This window comes from Aurantiacibacter atlanticus (genome assembly GCF_001077815.2).
In the GTDB taxonomy this organism is placed as follows: Bacteria; Pseudomonadota; Alphaproteobacteria; order Sphingomonadales; family Sphingomonadaceae; genus Alteraurantiacibacter; species Alteraurantiacibacter atlanticus.
In genome coordinates this window covers 807851-824131 of the sequence record NZ_CP011310.1, presented here as the reverse complement: position 1 = coordinate 824131, position 16281 = coordinate 807851, and the positions used below count along the sequence as shown (strand labels likewise).

Genomic DNA, 16281 nt, shown 5'->3' with positions numbered 1-16281 from the left:
ACACATCTTCTACAGCGGAATGCGCGGAAACCAAAAATATTCGCAATGAAGGGTTGCGAATCGAAATCTGTCTGAATAGGTAGCAAACCGCAACTGGTTGTCAAATGCAACCCACTCGTTGTTGAGAAGGATTTCCGCACATATGCCACGTTCCGCAATTTTCTCATTTGCCGCCCTGCTGTCGCTTGGGGCTATTGCGGCACCGGTCTCGACTGCGATCGCCTTTCCTGGTCAAGCCAGCGGGCCTTATTTCGCTGTTGAACTGGCGGAACCGACGGATGAAACCCGTGCGATTGCCGGTGGCGTGGTATTCACTTGTGAAGGTACGACATGCGCTGGCCCGCGCAGTGGTGACCGACCGATCCGCGTGTGTAGTGAATTGCGCCGCAATATCGGCGAAATTACCAGCTTCGCCGTGCAAGGAGAGCCTATCTCCGAAAGTCAGCTGGCCCGCTGCAACGGCTAGACAATATCCCTTTTTCCCAGCTGCCTCTCCATCCGGCAGCTCACGATTGCCCCGGCGCTCTTCGCGTCGGGGCCTTTTTGTAAGGGGAAGCGCTGGCCGGTTCAGCCGAGCAGGCCGTGACCCTCAAGGCACTGTTCCAGCCTCGCGGCGTCTTCAAACACGTGCCCATGCCAACCACGTGCGCGCGCTGCCGCAATGTTTTCTGCCTTATCATCAATGAAGAGCAAATGCTGAGGCGCAATTCCAAAGCGGGCTTCAGCGATTTCATAGATGCGCGGTCCAGGCTTGGCGCACTTTTCCGTGCCGGAAACCACGATATCTTTAAACAGGTCGAACAAGGGCTCCGTCGGGCGGAAACCTGCCCAGAATTCTTCACCGAAATTGGTCAGCCCGAATAATGGAACGCCCTGAGCTGCCAATTGGCGCACGATCTCATGCGATCCGGGCACAGGACCGGGGATCGTCTCGTTGAACCGCGAAGCATAGGCGCGGATATGCGCCGCATAATCGGGAAACTGCGCAATTCGTTCTGGCATCATGTCGGCCAGCGCGCGACCTTCGTCATGTTGGTGATGCCATTTTTCGGTCACCACATTGGTGACAAACCATTCAACTTCCTGCGGATCGCCAATCAATTTGGCGAACAGGTGACGCAAATCCCACTGGATGAGGACACGGCCAACATCGAACACAACCGCGGTGGGCCTGTGCGGGTCAGACACGCAAAAAGCCCCCGTTGCGGCGGGGGCTTTGCAAGGGACCGATACCGGGCAGATGCACCGGCATCATCGCTGTATCAGCCCTGGCGGGCCTTGAAGCGACGGTTGGTCTTGTTGATCACATAGGTGCGACCACGCCGACGAATAACGCGGCAATCGCGATGGCGGTTCTTCAGCGACTTGAGGCTGTTGCGGATCTTCATGGTATTTTCCCGAAAACTGTCGGCATTCAAGATGGTCTGGAAAGCCGGAAATTCAAGGCGCGCCGATACGGCGCTGATGAAACGAAGTCAACCGTTTCCCCGTATTTCGGCCAGCTTACGCTCCCACGCCAGGGCGTGGGTTACGATGGTGTCGAGATTGGCATGTTGCGGCTGCCACGGCAACGTCGCCTTGATCCGCGCAGGATCGGAGATAAGCGAATCGGGATCGCCCGCTCGGCGCCCCTCCTGCACCCGCTCGATTTTCAGATTGGTCACCCGGTCCACTGCATCCAGCACTTCGAGAACAGAGAAACCGCGGCCATAGCCGCAATTCATCGTCATCGAAACGTCAGGCTGTGCAATCAGCGCATCGAGCGCCAGCACATGGGCAGCCGCCAGATCGCTGACGTGAATATAATCGCGCACGCCGGTGCCATCGGCTGTGTCGTAATCGCTACCGAACACGCTTACGCTGGCGCGCTTGCCCAGCGCCGCTTCAACCGCGACCTTGATCAGATGGGTTGCCCCTGCAGTCGATTGCCCGCTGCGTCCCTGCGGATCGGCCCCTGCGACATTGAAATAACGCAGGGCGCAGAAGTTCAGATCATGCGCGGCAGCGGTGTCCGCCAGCATCTGCTCCGTCATCAGCTTGGACCAGCCATAGGGATTGATCGGCTGCTTCGGCGCATCTTCATCCACCGGCGAGACATCTGGCACGCCATAGGTCGCCGCTGTCGAACTGAAGATGAAGTGCGGCACCCCACCATCCACTGCCGCTTCCATCAATGCGCGGCTTTTGACCGTGTTGTTCGCATAATAACAGAGCGGCTTTTCGACACTTTCGGGGACCACGATGGAGCCTGCAAAATGCATGATCGCACCGGTGCCGCCGCCCATGCCCTGTTCAGCGAAGATACGCGCCACAAGCGCGCCATCGGCAATATCGCCTTCATACAAGGGAACATCTTCGGGCACGGCAAAGCGAAAGCCCGTTGAAAGATTATCAATCACTGCAACAGGCCATCCTGCATCGCGCAAGACCAGCACGGCGTGGCTGCCAATATATCCGGCACCGCCGGTAACGAGGACTGAAGTTTTCTTGGTCATCGGACAATCGCCTAGCACGATCTTCTTAAGCAGCAACTTACGCTGACCGCAGTCGGAACAAAATCATGAGAAGGGCTGGCACGCGGAAGCGTTTCATGCGTTTATGCAAGTATGAAACAATCCGCCATAGCCTTGCTTGCCGCCTGCGCCCTTGCCACGGGCTGCGCTACCCCCGCCTATGTCTCACCTGTGGAAGTGACACGCTTTGTTGGTAATACACCAGCCTTCCTTGGCCAGGGCACGATAAACATTACCAGCGCTGCAGGCGATGACGCCGATTCGCTGGCATTCGCCGTTTATGCCGATGCTGTTCAGCAAGAGCTGCAATCGCTGGGTTATCGGGTGGTCACGAAAAATGGCGGGCAGGTCGCGATCGTCGATATTGATGCGTATATCGAAGATGGTGAAGGCCGCCGCAGTCCAGTTGGTGTCGGGGTTGGCGGTGGCACCGGCTCCTATGGTTCAGGCGTCGGTGTTGGCGTTGGCATCAATCTGAACAGCCTTGGCGGTCCCCCGCCCGAATCCATTGAGCGCCAGCTTTTTGTTGCGATCAAATCATCGGAAGGTGGCGCCAATCTGTGGGAAGGCCGCGCCAGCATGACCGCCACCAGCAATAGCGATTATGCCAGCGAGACGGCTGCAGCGCAGCGCATCGTCGATGCCTTGTTTGAACAGTTCCCCGGTGTTTCCGGCGAAACGATTTCAGTCGAATAGGGCGCATTCATGAGCGAAATGGACATTGTCATCGATTCTGCTTTTGACAGCGGCAATATCGAAATCACCAGCATCAAGGGCGCCACCGCAAAGCTGCGTATCCCGCGCGATTACAAAAGCGAATTTGCCCAGTGGTTTCATTTCCGCGTCTGCGGCGCGGCGGGGCGCGAACTCGTGTTGGAAATTGAAGGGCTGGAAGACAGCGCCTATCCGGCAGGTTGGCCGGGCTACAATGCCTGCGTTTCGGAAGATCGTGCATTCTGGGGCCGTGCCGAAAGCAAATATGATGCAGATACGGGCAATGGCACGCTGACAATCCGTTACACACCTGCAAGCGATATTACCTGGTTCGCCTATTTCGCGCCTTACTCGATAGAGCGTCACAATGATCTTGTCGCAGAAGCGGCAAGCGCGGATGGCGTAGCATATCGCCGCCTTGGCCAGACGCTGGACGGGCGTCCGCTCGATTGCCTCGAAATGGGCGAAGGAGAAACACAGGTCTGGCTTTATGCGCGCCAGCATCCGGGTGAAAGCATGGCCGAATGGTGGATGGAAGGCGCGCTTGAAGTACTGACCGATCCGGCAGATGTGACAGGTCGTGCATTGCGCGCAAAATGCCGCATCCATATCGTGCCAAACTGCAATCCTGACGGCAGCTTTCGTGGCCATTTGCGCACCAATGCAGACGGCGTGAACCTCAATCGTGAATGGGCAGAACCGAGCGCAGACACCTCACCCGAAGTGCTCGCCATACGCAAAGCGATGGACGAAAGCGGTGTCGATTTCGCAATGGACGTGCATGGTGATGAAGCGATCGCCGCAGTGTTCCTGGCCGGGTTCGAAGGCATCCCTTCATGGACGGACGAAATGGGTGAGCGCTTATATCGCTATCAACGCATCCTTGATCGCCGCACGCCCGATTTTCAGAGCGCTAAGGGTTACCCCAAATCATCGCCCGGCAAGGCCAATCTGGCCATCAGCACCAATCAGGTGGCCCAGCGTTTCGGCGCCACAGCAATGACGCTGGAAATGCCGTTTAAGGATAATGATGACTGGCCCGATGCAGAGCAGGGGTGGAGCCCGGAACGCTGCAAACTGCTGGCGCGTGAATGTCTTGCCGCTCTGGTTGAATGGCTGGAAAGTGACGCGGACTAGAGGCCCATCGCCTCTCGCTGATAGCGCTCCAGAAATGTCGCTGTAGTCAGCGCCAGCCATACGCGATTCTCGCCAATCGCCTGCCTGCTGCTTCCAGCTATCTGTGGTGTGCAGGTGCCAGCATCCAGAAGACGGTGTCGCGCTGCACCAGCCTCTACAAGCAAGGCCATCACTTCGCGGCGCTGGTCCCGCCCACGATTCCCGGTGCTGCCAGCGCAAAGCACAACTGCTGCATCGCCAATGTCCTGCGCATCCTCCACCACCTGCTCCGCCATCTGGACACGCGAAGCATTTTCATCGTTAGCGAAATCGAACAGGAAGATTCCGCGATCCTGTGCAGCAGCAGGAACGGCAAGTAACGCCAGAGCGGCAACGGCGGCAGGAACTCTAATCATCGATTGAACTCTTCCTCAATCAGCCTGAGCGCAGGCTGAATGCGGTTCTATTGCTGGACTACTACCCAGCGCATCTTGGCGCCATTAGCGGGATTGGATAGCTGCGCATTGGCGGTCCACAAGGTCCATGGCCGCCCGGCATAATCGGGTTGCAGCCAATCGTTCTCCAGCCAGAGATTGCGCTCGATGCGTGAGGCGATGGCATAGGTTTCTTCGAACGCTTCGCTAACCTTCAGCACCACCGGCTGCCCTGCATGGCCTTCGACCTGGTTGATAAAAGTGGTAAGTTCGCTTTCCAGCGCCGCGTCGATCACGGGATCGCCGCAGGCACTTGCGGGCTTGTCCAACGCGATAGCTGGCGGCAGAAGCGTGGGATCGCGCGGCACGGTAGTGACGAAATTGGCGGCCTGCCGTTCTGCCGGGATACATGGGTCATAGGTATGGACCGCCCCGTGCGGAATTCCAGTATCGGCAAGGGCGGCAAGATTGCGGCCAAAGACTTCGTCCCGCCCGTTCTCCCCGGAACTGGCTTCGAGATAAACGAAATCGGCACGCGCCGTGCGCAGCGCAGATATATCGATCACGCCATCAGCCGCGCCGGTAACCACGCCCTGCATCGGAAATTGGGCGCGCGGAGGCGCCCAGCTTTGCCGCTGCCACCACAGGAACCCGCCCGTGCCGACAAGTGCGAGCAGCAACATCGCCTCGATCCAGAAGCGAAATACGCTTTTCTTCTTCTTGCCCATGGGGCGACCCTGCTTTTGCGTTAACTTTCGATGTCAGCCCTTGATATGCAGCACGCAAATCAAGGTGAACAACCGCCGTGCGGTTTCGAAATCGGTTTCGACCTTGCCATCCAGCGATTCGGCCAACTGACGTGTGCCCCTGTCATGGATGGCCCGGCGCGCCATGTCGATGGTTTCGATTTCCTGAGCGGAGGCCCTGCGCAATGCCTTGTAATAGCTATCGCAAATGGCAAAATATTCGCGCACCACGCGGCGCAGGCGCGCCAAGCCCAAGCCGATAGTGCCGGCATCGCTTCCAGCACGATCCTGAAGGGACAGTGCCAGCATGCCATCGACAATCGCCAAATGCACCAGCCATGGCCCTGCATGCCCATCATCCAATGCGCGCATCGGGCGAAAAAGGTTATCTTCCACCAGGTCCCGCAACGCGACTTCGCGTTCCTTCTCGATCTCTTCATTGCGCGCAATGACGGTCGCCTCGTCCAGCGTGATTCGATCGATCCGGTTGTCTTGATCCTGTTCCATGACTCTACCCTATTGGCCCACAGGGTAGCAGTTTTGCAATTGCGAATACGGGGCGGCGGGAATTCGTCCCCGCTTTCCACAGGCAGTGATGGTAAAATGTCGCAACCCAGCGCTTGCCCATGTGGCAAAGGCTGCGCATGAAGGGCGCTTATGCCAACCCAAGAAATCCTGACCCGTCCAGATACCGACACCAACGGCGAAACCGCGTCGCATGGCCGAAGCCTGCCCGCCAATCTGGAAGCGGAGGCGGCTTTCATCGGTGCCGTGCTGATCGATAACAGAGTGCTGGAAGAATTGCCGATAGAGCTGGCGGCCAAGCATTTCTTCGCGCCCGTTCACCAGCGCATCTTTGATCGCGTATTGGTGGGGATAGAGCGGCAGATGATCGTCACGCCGGTCACACTTCGTCCCTATTTCGAAAATGACGAAGGCATGAAGGAACTGGGCGGCAGTGCCTATCTGGCGCAGCTGACGGCAGACGGACAGGGTCTGCTTGCGCCGCGTGAACTGGCCCAACAGATTTATGATCTGGCGCTCTTGCGCGAATTGGTCAGCGTTGGCCGTGAACTTGTTGAAAATGCGCTCGACACGTCCGACGAAGTGGAACCGATGCGCCAGATCGAAAGCGCCGAAGCGCGTCTGTTCGAGGTGGCCGAGGGCGCGACTTCGGAAAACACCGGCACCAGCTTCCGCAGTGCATCGCACGAAGCGATCCGTATGGTCGAAGCGGCGATGAATTCGGGCGGTGGCCTGTCGGGGAAAACCACCGGTCTTGCGCTGATCGACAACAAGACCGCCGGCCTGCACAATTCCGATCTGATTATCCTTGCCGGGCGTCCCGGTATGGGCAAATCGTCGCTGGCGATGAATATTGCCTTCAATTGCGCCGAAGAGCATTTGCGATTTCAGCGCGATGGCGGCCCGCATAATTACGGCGCACCAGCAGCCTTTTTCAGCCTGGAGATGAGCGCTGATCAGCTTGCCACGCGTATCCTTGCAGAACAGGCAGAGGTGTCATCCGAAGCGCTGCGTTCGGGCAAGCTCAATCGTGATGAATTTCAGAAATTGTCCTATGCGGCCCAGCGCTTGTCGGAACTGCCGCTGTTCATTGACGATACGCCCGCACTCAGCATCTCAGCACTGCGCACCCGCGCGCGGCGACTGAAACGGCGGCACGATATCGGGCTGATCGTGGTCGATTACCTGCAATTGTTGCAGGGTTCAGGCCGTGCCAGCGACAACCGCGTGAATGAAATTTCCGAGATCAGTCGAGGGCTAAAGACGCTCGCCAAGGAATTGCAGGTGCCGGTGATCGCGCTCTCGCAGCTCAGCCGTGCGGTGGAGCAGCGAGAGGACAAGCGCCCGATGCTTTCGGACCTCAGAGAATCAGGTTCAATCGAGCAGGACGCCGACATGGTGTGGTTTATTTTTCGGGCAGAATATTACCACGAGGCCCTGCGCCCCGACATGCCAAGCGAAACCTCCAGCGAGAGCGATCAGGAAAAATACCGAGTCTGGGAGGATCGCTTTCTGGAATTGAAGAACCGCGCAACGCTGATGGTCGCCAAACAGCGCCACGGCTCAACCGGCAATGTCCCGCTCCACTTCCAAAGCGAATTCACCAAGTTCACCTCGCCCAATATCAAGGATTATTCAGACTATGGTTATGAATAGGCTGGCGGATTTTCCGGCGCGCTGAGGCTTGTCACCTGATTGAACAAGGCGCATTGATCCGCGCGATCCAGGTAAAAAATTGGAAAGCGTATCACGCAGATGATATCAGGAATTTCCCGATGACAAGGCCCGCGGCTGCCATTGGTCAGCCCATTGTATGGCTCGTCTATAACAGTGCCAGCGGCAGCTATGTGGACGGCCTGGCGGACGAGATTGCATCGCGCCTGAGCGGAGCCGACCTTAACCTGGCGCGCAGTTTCGACTGCCAGTCTGAGACATTGCCCGATGCAGATATGGCAAGCGCCGCCGGCGTAGAAACGGTAATCGTTCATGGGGGCGATGGCACCCTAAACGCCATGGTCAGCGACCTGATCGGATGGGAAGGCGCGGTTCTGCCGCTGCCGGGCGGCACGGCCAATCTCCTGTGTCACAAGCTTTTCGAGCAATGCGATTGGGAGGCGGTCCTTGATAGCTTTCTCGAAGGCAAACTTGCGAGCCGTCGCCTCGAAGTCGTGCGGTGCGGCGATCATATCGCCCTGGCTGAAACGCTCGCGGGTCCGGCCGCCCTATGGGCCGATGCACGTGAGGAAATTCGCCAACGGGAAGCGGCGGGCATTCTTGCCGCCAGCAAAGACGCTATAATTCAGAGCGCAGAGGGACCATTTGTGTATGTCGTCGATCCGCCAATCGGAAGCGATAATGGCTATCCCGGCATCCGCTTCACCCCTGAAAATGGTGCATTCCGGATTCAGGGCTATTTGCAGGAGAATTTCCTCGATTTTCTGAGGCAGGGCCTCGCCATTCTGAGCCATGATTTCCGGCAGGGTCCGCATGACGATCTGGGCACGTCCACAAGGGTCGTATGCCGCGCACATGACGATTCACGGATCGAGCTTATGTTCGACGGGGAACGCGCCAGCGTAGCCTCCGGCGCGGAATTCCTGTTTGATACGCTTCACGTGAATGTGCTTGCCGGAAAAGCGGAAAGCTAGGGGACAAAGATCACAAGCCGAGGTTGAGCCGCCGCGAAACAGTATAATCCAGCACGGCGACAAGAAACCAGCTCGCCCACCATTTTGCGCGGGTCCACGGCGTGGCCTGTGCAGCGTGTTTTTCCGCCGTTATCTCCTTGCTCGCGGCGAAATGGTCGTGGATGTAACTGCGCATTCTTTCAGCGAGTGCCGCGTCCTCTATCCGTAGCATGATCTCGAGATTGAGATAAAGCGAGCGCATGTCGAAATTGGCACTGCCCATATACACCGCATCGTCGAGCACGATCAGCTTGGTATGGAGCTTGCAGACCTCAAACTCGTAAACTTTTGCGCCCGCTTCCAGTAATTTGCGATAGAGCGCGCGGCTGGCACCGATGGTGGCGGCATTATCACTTAAGCCCGCCATGACGAGATTGGCCTTACCCTGGCGAGCGATGGTCCGGATCTGTCTGCGCAAATTCGTATTCGGCGAAAAATAGGCCATGACCATGTCCAGCCTTTCACCTTCACGCAAATCCGCCCTGATGCATCGCGCCCAGCTGGAAAGCCCCTTGGTCGGACCTCCGATCAGCAATTGCACGGGCCCATTGCCGCTATCCCATTCGCGGACACGGCGGCGGATATCATTGAACTGCGCCTGCTTGTCTCCCGCCCATTCAGCAAGTTCGGCAAACCAGCGCGCAATCTGACCCACAGTCTCGCCCTCCAGCCTGAAGCCCAGATCGTGCCAGCCACCTTCCTGCGGCGTGGAGAAGTAATCATCCTCCACATTGAACCCGCCAAGCATGGCCACTTTATCGTCTGCCACCACGATCTTCTGGTGGTTGCGAATCAATGCGCGGCGCGACCATTTGGCCATGAACACGCAAAAAGTGCCGCCCGCTTCGGTCATCTCGGCGAAAAATTCTTCATCGGCGGTGGCACCGAAGCCATCGACGATCAGCGTCACTTCCACGCCGCGCCGCGCCGCTGCCACCAAGGCATCGCGCACCGCAGTGCCGACGCCATCGGGCGCGAATATGTAAAAGGCAATTTTCAGGCTTTCACCTGCACCCTCGATAATGTCGAGAAGCGCAGTACGGCGATCCTTTCCTGCAGGATAGAAAGTGAAGGTGATGCCATGCGCCTGTGCCCTGAACGGTTCGGGATCCTGATAGATGGGGGGCTGACTTGCGTCTGGCGTTTCTAGAAGATGATCCATCACCGGCGTGTTAGCATGGTTTGCCCTGCGGAAAACCTTGACGAACCGGCCCTTCCCGACTAATTGCAACTCTTTCCGACAACCTCATACCCATCGGAGTGCCCATGGCGCGCGTTACCGTCGAAGATTGCGTCGACAAAGTCTCAAACCGTTTTGACCTTGTGCTGCTGGCTGCCCAGCGTGCGCGCGAAATTTCTGGCGGTGCGGAAATTACGCTGGATCGCGACCGGGATAAGAACCCCGTTGTTGCGCTGCGCGAAATTGCCGAACAGACGGTAAAGCCCAAACAGTTGCAGGAATCGCTGGTGCAATCGCTCCAGACCATTCTTCCCGATGAAGAGGACGAGGCAGATGATGTCGGTTCGCTGAGCCAGTCGGCAGAGGCCATGCGCCTTTCCGCCGCCGCACCCAGCCGCTCTACATCGATCGGTGCCGATTACGACGGGTAAGGTCATTTCACCTTTTCCCAAGCCAAAAGGGGCCGCACGGCAAGGTGCGGCCCCTTTGCTTTTAGGGTGGCTATTTGCGCGCGAAAGGTAGCCACAGGCTGAAAGCCAGCTGAGCAGGTCGATCATCCTGCCATTGGCCGAGACCAATCGCCATGTTGCGCTGACGATCGCGGGGCATTGCGCGATAGGTTCTGAACAGGCGATCCCAGCCGGACAATACCGTCCCGTAATTGCTATTGGTCTCGCGCATCAGCACCGAATGGTGGATGCGGTGCATGTCAGGTGTCACGATAATCTTGCGCACGGCCAGGTCGAGCGCGGGCGGCAGCGAGATATTGGCGTGGGTCCATAAGGTGAAGATCGCAAACCCTACTTCAAATATCGCCACCGCAGCGACAGGCGCACCCAATGCAGCGACCACGGCGACTTTCCAGGCCATAGAAGCGACTATTTCCACCGGATGGAAACGGGCAGCCGTGGTTACGTCGAAATCGCGATCAACATGGTGGACGCGGTGCAATCGCCAGAGAAGTGGCACGCGGTGCGTTGCCCAATGTTGCACATAAAGTGCCAGATCGAGGGCAAGCAGGGTAATTGCAAAGGCGAGCCAGCCGGGCGCAGCCACCGCATTGAACAGGCCCCACCCCTCTTGCTCGGCCTTGATCGCCATACCGACCATCGCGATCGGCAGCAGGAACCTGACCGACAATGTATCCACGGCAAACAGCGCAAGGTTGGTGAACCAGCGCCGTCCTTTAGGCTGGCTCGCAAGGCGCACTGGCCTGATCAGTTCCAGCCCGGCGAGCAAAGCAAATCCGGACACTATGATTGCAAGGCCGATAAAGGCGCTGGTGTCGCTGCTGGCTACCATTCTTCATATGTGGATTGGGCAGGCGCACATCACAAGATGCGCCATCTTCCCGTCGCCGTTTGCAGATGGGTAGCACGCAAAGATACAGCTCCTTATACTTATCGGGACGAGGCGTGACCGATTTAACCGACGGGCTTGGTACGGCAGCAACAGACGGATTGTGGGCACGCGTCCTTGAAGCAAAATCAAGGAGAAAAACCGCGTCCCGAATAGCCGGAAAATTGGCTGAATTGCAGGGCAATGGCTACAAATTCAGCTGGATGCTCATCCCTATATCGATACTCTTCATGTGGCTGCTGGGCGCACTGTCATCCGTAGGGCCGGCTAATCGGTCCCGTCCAGCTGGCCATCTGAAGGATCGGTATCCGAAGCTTCACCCTCTGTCAGGTCATCCCGAAGACTGGCGGCACCTTCGCTCGCCTTGTCTGCAGCGACGATAGCGCCCTTGCGCAGCTCCTCGCCCAAGACTTCTGCATTGTCGGCTGCGTCGGCGGCGGCGCGCTCGGCTGCCAGTTCGGCATTGTTCTGTGTATTCTCGGAACATCCGGCGGCCATGATGGCGAGCGGGAGCACAGCGGTGAACATTGCATTGCGTTTCATGGTCAAATGATCCTCATTGCCGACGACAGGCGCCTGCAACATCAATTTCCAGATGCGCCCAATATCCACCAACGCAGGAATGCCGTTGTAAGTTTCCACGCGGCAAACATTGCCGTCCATACCAGCAGGCCGAGCGCCAGCTCGGTCAATACGTCGGAGCTTCGCTGGCGGTTGAGCAACCAGATGAGTGGAGCCATCAGGACGAAAGCAATACCTACCCATTTCAGCAACCATTCGCCCAGCGCCATCAGTAACAGTGCTCGCTGTGCAAAATCGCGAATGGCACGTGGCGGCGGCTCCGGCTTCAAGCGCCCTGCGGCGCCTCACCGCTGCCGCCAAAGCGCTTGCCGGCCTTGGGAATGGAAGAGCCATGCGTTGGCTGCACGGCCGCCTGCCCGCTGGGCGCATCAGGCCGGTCAATCTTGCCGTTTTCCATCAGTTGTGTGATCTCGTCACCCGACAGCGTTTCATATTCGAGCATAGCCTGCGCGAGCAGGTGGAGCTTGTCCTCCTGCTCAGTCAGGACATCGGTTGCACGCTTCAACCCGCTTTCGACAAGATCCTTGATCTCAGAGTCGATCAGCTTATTCGTTTCTGCACCGGCCATCGTCCGCGTGGTCTGACCCATGCCGAGATAGCCTTCCTGGCTCGCTTCATACTGGAGCGGGCCAAGCTTGTCCGACATGCCCCATTTGGTGACCATGTTGCGGGCAAGATCGGTCGCATACTGAATATCACTCGATGCACCCGACGATACCTTGTCATGGCCGAAGATGATTTCTTCAGCCACACGGCCACCCATGGACACTGCCAAATTCGCGTGCATCTTGTCCCGATGGTATGAATAATTGTCGCGCTCGGGTAGGCGCATTACCATGCCCAGCGCACGACCACGCGGAATGATGGTTGCCTTGTGAATCGGATCCGATGCAGGCTCGTTAATGCTGACCAGCGCATGGCCCGCCTCGTGATAGGCCGTCATCTTCTTTTCGTCATCGGTCATCACCATGGACTTGCGCTCTGTGCCCATCATGACCTTGTCCTTGGCGTCCTCGAATTCCTGCATGGCGACAAGGCGCTTATTGCGGCGCGCGGCCAGCAAGGCAGCTTCGTTGACGAGATTGGCGAGGTCAGCGCCGGAAAAGCCCGGTGTTCCACGCGCAATCGTGCGCGGATTCACGTCCGGGGCCAGCGGTACCTTCTTCATATGCACATCGAGAATCTTCTCGCGCCCGTCGATATCGGGGATCGGCACAACAACCTGGCGATCAAAGCGGCCAGGGCGCAGCAGCGCCGGGTCCAGCACATCAGGGCGGTTGGTGGCAGCGATGATGATGATGCCTTCATTGGCTTCGAAACCATCCATTTCCACCAGCAATTGGTTCAATGTCTGCTCACGCTCATCATTGGAATTGCCGATGCCATTGCCTCGATGGCGGCCCACCGCGTCAATTTCGTCGATGAATACGATGCAGGGCGCATTCTTCTTGGCCTGCTCGAACATGTCGCGCACACGGCTGGCGCCGACACCGACGAACATTTCGACAAAGTCCGAACCTGAAATTGTGAAGAAAGGCACGCGTGCCTCACCCGCAATGGCGCGGGCCAGCAGCGTTTTACCTGTACCGGGAGAACCAACCAGCAGCGCGCCCTTGGGGATCTGGCCGCCAAGCTTGGAGAAGCGTTGCGGATCTTTCAGGAATTCGACGATCTCCTGCAATTCCTCGCGCGCTTCATCAATACCGGCGACATCTTCAAATGTGACGCGGCCCTGCTTTTCAGTGAGCAACTTGGCTTTGGACTTGCCAAACCCCATCGCCCCGCTGCCACCACCTTTTTGAACCTGACGTAGCGCGAAAAACGCGATGCCGAGGATCAGCAAGAAGGGGAGCGTCTGAATTAGGATATAAAGGAGCACATTGCCTTCATCGGCAGGCGTGCCGGTGAATTGCACATCGGCAGCTTCAAGCTGTTCGGTCAGCCGCGCATCACCCGGCACAGGCGTCGTGGAAAACCGCTCGTCATTGCCCAGCACGCCGGTGATGAGATTGGGCGCGATAGTGACTTCACGCACGCTGCCCTCCGCAACCTTGTCCTTGAAATCGGAATAAAGGATCGGTGTGCCGGGCGCTTCCCGCGCTCCGCCGAACATCGACACGGCCAGCAGCAGGGCAAGGAAGATACCGCCCCACACCAGCAGGCTTTTCATCCAGGGGTTGGGCTGTTCTTCGGGTTCGCGATTGTCGCTCATTGCAGGAAGGTCCTTTCGTGATCCCAATGTAAGCGCAGGGCGATGAATGACAAGATAATGCAGCCAAGCGTTTAAGACGGGGCCTATTCAGGCAGCGGCAGAACGAAACCTTTCAGCAGCAACAACGCATATCGGCCCTGCGTCAGTCTCGAATGGAGCTAACGGGACCTTACCGACAGGGTCTGCCGCAGCGGTATCTCCACGTCCGCCTGCTGCGCAATCATGCCGATCCACTGGCTCACCTGCTCACATTCCTGCGCGTATGACGGGGACCGCTCTGTCAGGCTTTCCATTGCAAATTCGCCGCCCAGCTTGGCGTGGCGGCGGAACAGGGGGCCATCGACAATCCGTTCAATTTGCACCGCATCACTAGATAGTCCGGAAAAATCCAGCACGGCTTTTATCGTGTCAGCGCGGTCCAGATCAAAGCGGTCCCCATCAAGACTGCGTAAGCGCGCGCCCTCCCGGCCTGCCAGCAGCATCGTAAAGAATCGCTGCGAAAGGAACCATGCAAGACCAGCTGCCTGCAGATCAGTCATGCTGAATTGTTCGCGCGCGTCCATGCCGATATCCATTCCCGCATAGCCCATGATTTCCAGATAAAGCTGGCGCCCCCATCGCCGCCCCATCAGGGCGCGCCTGTCGACTGAGCGCAGAAAGCTGCTCAGCGGATTGGTCATCAATATCGCCCTTGCATCCGGGCGTGCAGACAAGAGATGAGGGATCAGCATATTGGCGTGATTGGTAGGTTTGACGAAAACCGCCCTACCATCACTCCAGGGACGTGAAAGAAGGTCGCATACGGGTTTGACCAGGCCTTTTGCCGGATCGCCCGCGCCTGCCAGCTGCGCGATAATGCCTGGCTCTGCCAGGCCAATAGATACGCCTTGAACATTCATGGCACGAACCAGCAGGGTCGAGCGGCAGAATGCACTGTGAAAGATGAAATGGAGCGGCCCTGTCGCAGGTTCCATGGCGCGCACCGTGTCGAAGGGCAGCCATGCCTCGTCCTCGCATGTTTCCTGAGTCAGATCGGCAAGGAAGCCGGACGCGGTCAATGCTTCGCGCCCGATACGCAGGAATTGCATGCGTCTGCCTGCCATGTCGAGTGCATGGGGAAGCCAATGCGGATCGCCCGCTATCTTTGCAGCGTCAGTCATCGCGCTGGCCTAACCGGCACGTCCCGGAAATACAAAGCGCTGCAGGCCTTGTTGCCCGAATGTGGATTTTGCATCGCTTTCTCCCAAATTATCGAAGCACTCATCGCCAATCCGGTTTCCCGACGTTCACACAATGCAAATCTGAGGCATATATGGCCAAGAGATAAGCCCTTGACCCACGCAGTCTGAACGTCGACGCCTCATTGAACGCCATCGCCAATATCAGAAGAAATACAGGTTTTTTGCATGAAACTGCGCACCCGCACGGTAGAAAAGGTCTGGGGATGCGAGACCCTGCCCGCGCCATTTATCGCGCCCAAAGGCAAACGCATTGGCGAAATCTGGTTCGAACCGCCCGAACAGCTTCCCCAATTGCTCGTCAAATATCTCTTCACCAGTGATCGGCTTTCGGTTCAGTGCCACCCTGACGATGTGCAGGCCGAGGCGGCAGGGCTGGGCCGCAATGGGAAGGAAGAGTGCTGGCTGGTGGTCGCGGCAGAAACGGGCGCAATGCTTGGCGTCGGTTTTCGCAATGAAGTGGATGCAGAAACCATGCGCGCAGCCGCCATCGACGGATCGATTGAAGACCTGTTGATGTGGTATGAGGTGCAGGCGGGCGATTTTTTCTACATCCCTGCCAATACGGTGCATGCGATTGGCGAGGGTTGTGCAATTATTGAAATCCAGCAGAACAGCGATGTCACCTACCGCCTTTATGATTACGGACGGCCAAGAGAACTGCATCTTGATGAAGGCGTCGCAATTGCAAAAGGATCACCCCACCCCCCCCAGCTGCGCCAGCGCATCCCCGATACAGGCCACGCCTGCCTGGTTGATGGGCCACACTTCACGCTCGATCTGGTTGACGGCGTGGCAGACGAGGCATTGCTATACAGCTATGCCGATGGGCTGCTCGTCATGCCGCTTGCGGGCGAAGTGATTGTTTTGGGCGATATAATTTCACCTGGGCACTGCGCCTATTCTTCAAGCCTTGCCAATGTCACCTTCGCGCCGGACGGCAAGGCACTCGTCACCCGTCCATTGACCGGCTGA

Annotated in this window: 19 protein-coding genes; 7 read left to right on the top strand and 12 right to left on the bottom strand. The window is 57.8% G+C overall.

The genetic code is table 11. The features are described 5' to 3' along the window. Positions 1-142 precede the first annotated feature (142 nt). Positions 143-466: a DUF8200 family protein gene (locus CP97_RS04035; protein ID WP_048884895.1), complete on the top strand. Its 324-nt coding sequence runs from the start codon at positions 143-145 to the stop codon at positions 464-466. 101 nt (positions 467-567) lie between these two features. Here CP97_RS04035 and CP97_RS04030 read toward each other — a convergent pair whose 3' ends face one another. From CP97_RS04030 to galE, 3 genes are all read right to left on the bottom strand, one after another. Further along, a complete protein-coding gene (locus CP97_RS04030; protein WP_048884894.1) occupies positions 568-1188 on the bottom strand; it encodes an HAD family hydrolase in 621 nt (206 codons plus the stop codon). Positions 1189-1262: 74 nt separating this feature from the next. Next, on the bottom strand, positions 1263-1388 hold the full coding sequence (gene ykgO, locus CP97_RS04025) for a type B 50S ribosomal protein L36 (protein ID WP_007165381.1): 126 nt from the start codon (positions 1386-1388) through the stop codon (positions 1263-1265). A gap of 87 nt (positions 1389-1475) precedes the next feature. Beyond that, the gene (galE, locus tag CP97_RS04020; protein WP_048884893.1) at positions 1476-2495 is read right to left on the bottom strand and encodes a UDP-glucose 4-epimerase GalE; all 1020 of its coding nucleotides are present in this window, start codon (positions 2493-2495) and stop codon (positions 1476-1478) included. A gap of 111 nt (positions 2496-2606) precedes the next feature. Here galE and CP97_RS04015 point away from each other — a divergent pair, with 111 nt between their 5' ends. Both CP97_RS04015 and CP97_RS04010 read left to right on the top strand, forming a co-directional pair. Further along, the gene (locus tag CP97_RS04015) at positions 2607-3209 is read left to right on the top strand and encodes a DUF4136 domain-containing protein (protein WP_048884892.1); all 603 of its coding nucleotides are present in this window, start codon (positions 2607-2609) and stop codon (positions 3207-3209) included. A 9-nt stretch (positions 3210-3218) separates the two neighbouring features. Further along, positions 3219-4364, top strand: a complete 1146-nt coding sequence (locus tag CP97_RS04010; protein WP_048884891.1) for a M14 family metallopeptidase — start codon at positions 3219-3221, stop codon at positions 4362-4364. On the opposite strand, the gene CP97_RS04005 is transcribed toward CP97_RS04010, so the two are convergent. The 3 genes from CP97_RS04005 to CP97_RS03995 are packed head-to-tail and all read right to left on the bottom strand — an operon-like array spanning position 4361 to position 6030. Continuing rightward, a complete protein-coding gene (locus tag CP97_RS04005) occupies positions 4361-4759 on the bottom strand; it encodes a hypothetical protein (RefSeq protein ID WP_048884890.1) in 399 nt (132 codons plus the stop codon). The two genes, CP97_RS04010 and CP97_RS04005, sit on opposite strands and share 4 nt — an antisense overlap. 47 nt (positions 4760-4806) lie before the next feature. Beyond that, a complete protein-coding gene (locus CP97_RS04000) occupies positions 4807-5505 on the bottom strand; it encodes a glycoside hydrolase family 25 protein (RefSeq protein WP_048884889.1) in 699 nt (232 codons plus the stop codon). A gap of 33 nt (positions 5506-5538) precedes the next feature. Continuing rightward, complete coding sequence (locus CP97_RS03995; protein ID WP_048884888.1) at positions 5539-6030, bottom strand: UPF0262 family protein; 492 nt, start codon at positions 6028-6030, stop codon at positions 5539-5541. 150 nt (positions 6031-6180) lie between these two features. Here CP97_RS03995 and CP97_RS03990 point away from each other — a divergent pair, with 150 nt between their 5' ends. Together CP97_RS03990 and CP97_RS03985 are read left to right on the top strand one after the other, a co-directional pair. Further along, the gene (locus CP97_RS03990) at positions 6181-7704 is read left to right on the top strand and encodes a replicative DNA helicase (protein WP_048884887.1); all 1524 of its coding nucleotides are present in this window, start codon (positions 6181-6183) and stop codon (positions 7702-7704) included. 119 nt (positions 7705-7823) lie between these two features. Beyond that, the gene (locus tag CP97_RS03985) at positions 7824-8696 is read left to right on the top strand and encodes a diacylglycerol kinase family protein (protein ID WP_048884886.1); all 873 of its coding nucleotides are present in this window, start codon (positions 7824-7826) and stop codon (positions 8694-8696) included. Between the two features lie 10 nt (positions 8697-8706). Here the strand turns inward: CP97_RS03985 and CP97_RS03980 are convergent, their stop codons facing one another. Next, positions 8707-9897, bottom strand: coding sequence for a phospholipase D-like domain-containing protein (locus CP97_RS03980; RefSeq protein ID WP_053106533.1), 1191 nt, complete (start codon positions 9895-9897; stop codon positions 8707-8709). 104 nt (positions 9898-10001) lie between these two features. On the opposite strand from CP97_RS03980, the gene rpoZ reads away from it, so the two are divergent. Beyond that, positions 10002-10346, top strand: coding sequence for a DNA-directed RNA polymerase subunit omega (gene rpoZ / locus CP97_RS03975; protein ID WP_048884885.1), 345 nt, complete (start codon positions 10002-10004; stop codon positions 10344-10346). Between the two features lie 70 nt (positions 10347-10416). Here the strand turns inward: rpoZ and CP97_RS03970 are convergent, their stop codons facing one another. From CP97_RS03970 to CP97_RS03950, 5 genes are all read right to left on the bottom strand, one after another. Beyond that, positions 10417-11217, bottom strand: coding sequence for a sterol desaturase family protein (locus CP97_RS03970; RefSeq protein WP_048884884.1), 801 nt, complete (start codon positions 11215-11217; stop codon positions 10417-10419). Positions 11218-11541: 324 nt separating this feature from the next. Beyond that, entirely contained in the window at positions 11542-11817 is a 276-nt protein-coding gene (locus CP97_RS03965; protein ID WP_048886701.1) for a hypothetical protein, read from the bottom strand. A 41-nt stretch (positions 11818-11858) separates the two neighbouring features. Continuing rightward, positions 11859-12125 carry a hypothetical protein gene (locus tag CP97_RS03960; protein WP_063612352.1) on the bottom strand — a complete coding sequence of 89 codons (267 nt, stop codon included), beginning with the start codon at positions 12123-12125 and terminating at the stop codon, positions 11859-11861. Next, on the bottom strand, positions 12122-14068 hold the full coding sequence (gene ftsH / locus CP97_RS03955) for an ATP-dependent zinc metalloprotease FtsH (RefSeq protein WP_048884882.1): 1947 nt from the start codon (positions 14066-14068) through the stop codon (positions 12122-12124). The genes CP97_RS03960 and ftsH overlap by 4 nt, the downstream gene beginning before the upstream one ends. A 158-nt stretch (positions 14069-14226) precedes the next feature. Beyond that, positions 14227-15228: a hypothetical protein gene (locus CP97_RS03950; RefSeq protein ID WP_048884881.1), complete on the bottom strand. Its 1002-nt coding sequence runs from the start codon at positions 15226-15228 to the stop codon at positions 14227-14229. A 246-nt stretch (positions 15229-15474) separates the two neighbouring features. On the opposite strand from CP97_RS03950, the gene CP97_RS03945 reads away from it, so the two are divergent. Next, positions 15475-16281 (top strand): class I mannose-6-phosphate isomerase, encoded by an 807-nt coding sequence (locus tag CP97_RS03945; RefSeq protein WP_048884880.1) that lies wholly within the window; start codon positions 15475-15477, stop codon positions 16279-16281.

Bases quoted from the DNA above. Each gene is read 5' to 3' on its own strand.
- CP97_RS04035 (WP_048884895.1), top strand. From the start codon at position 143: ATGCCACGTTCCGCAATTTTCTCATTTGCCGCCCTGCTGTCGCTTGGG.
- ykgO (WP_007165381.1), bottom strand. From the start codon at position 1,388: ATGAAGATCCGCAACAGCCTCAAGTCGCTGAAGAACCGCCATCGCGAT.
- galE (WP_048884893.1), bottom strand. From the start codon at position 2,495: ATGACCAAGAAAACTTCAGTCCTCGTTACCGGCGGTGCCGGATATATT.
- CP97_RS04015 (WP_048884892.1), top strand. From the start codon at position 2,607: ATGAAACAATCCGCCATAGCCTTGCTTGCCGCCTGCGCCCTTGCCACG.
- CP97_RS04010 (WP_048884891.1), top strand. From the start codon at position 3,219: ATGAGCGAAATGGACATTGTCATCGATTCTGCTTTTGACAGCGGCAAT.
- CP97_RS04005 (WP_048884890.1), bottom strand. From the start codon at position 4,759: ATGATTAGAGTTCCTGCCGCCGTTGCCGCTCTGGCGTTACTTGCCGTT.
- CP97_RS04000 (WP_048884889.1), bottom strand. From the start codon at position 5,505: ATGGGCAAGAAGAAGAAAAGCGTATTTCGCTTCTGGATCGAGGCGATG.
- CP97_RS03995 (WP_048884888.1), bottom strand. From the start codon at position 6,030: ATGGAACAGGATCAAGACAACCGGATCGATCGAATCACGCTGGACGAG.
- CP97_RS03990 (WP_048884887.1), top strand. From the start codon at position 6,181: ATGCCAACCCAAGAAATCCTGACCCGTCCAGATACCGACACCAACGGC.
- CP97_RS03985 (WP_048884886.1), top strand. From the start codon at position 7,824: ATGACAAGGCCCGCGGCTGCCATTGGTCAGCCCATTGTATGGCTCGTC.
- CP97_RS03980 (WP_053106533.1), bottom strand. From the start codon at position 9,897: ATGGATCATCTTCTAGAAACGCCAGACGCAAGTCAGCCCCCCATCTAT.
- rpoZ (WP_048884885.1), top strand. From the start codon at position 10,002: ATGGCGCGCGTTACCGTCGAAGATTGCGTCGACAAAGTCTCAAACCGT.
- CP97_RS03970 (WP_048884884.1), bottom strand. From the start codon at position 11,217: ATGGTAGCCAGCAGCGACACCAGCGCCTTTATCGGCCTTGCAATCATA.
- CP97_RS03965 (WP_048886701.1), bottom strand. From the start codon at position 11,817: ATGAAACGCAATGCAATGTTCACCGCTGTGCTCCCGCTCGCCATCATG.
- ftsH (WP_048884882.1), bottom strand. From the start codon at position 14,068: ATGAGCGACAATCGCGAACCCGAAGAACAGCCCAACCCCTGGATGAAA.
- CP97_RS03950 (WP_048884881.1), bottom strand. From the start codon at position 15,228: ATGACTGACGCTGCAAAGATAGCGGGCGATCCGCATTGGCTTCCCCAT.
- CP97_RS03945 (WP_048884880.1), top strand. From the start codon at position 15,475: ATGAAACTGCGCACCCGCACGGTAGAAAAGGTCTGGGGATGCGAGACC.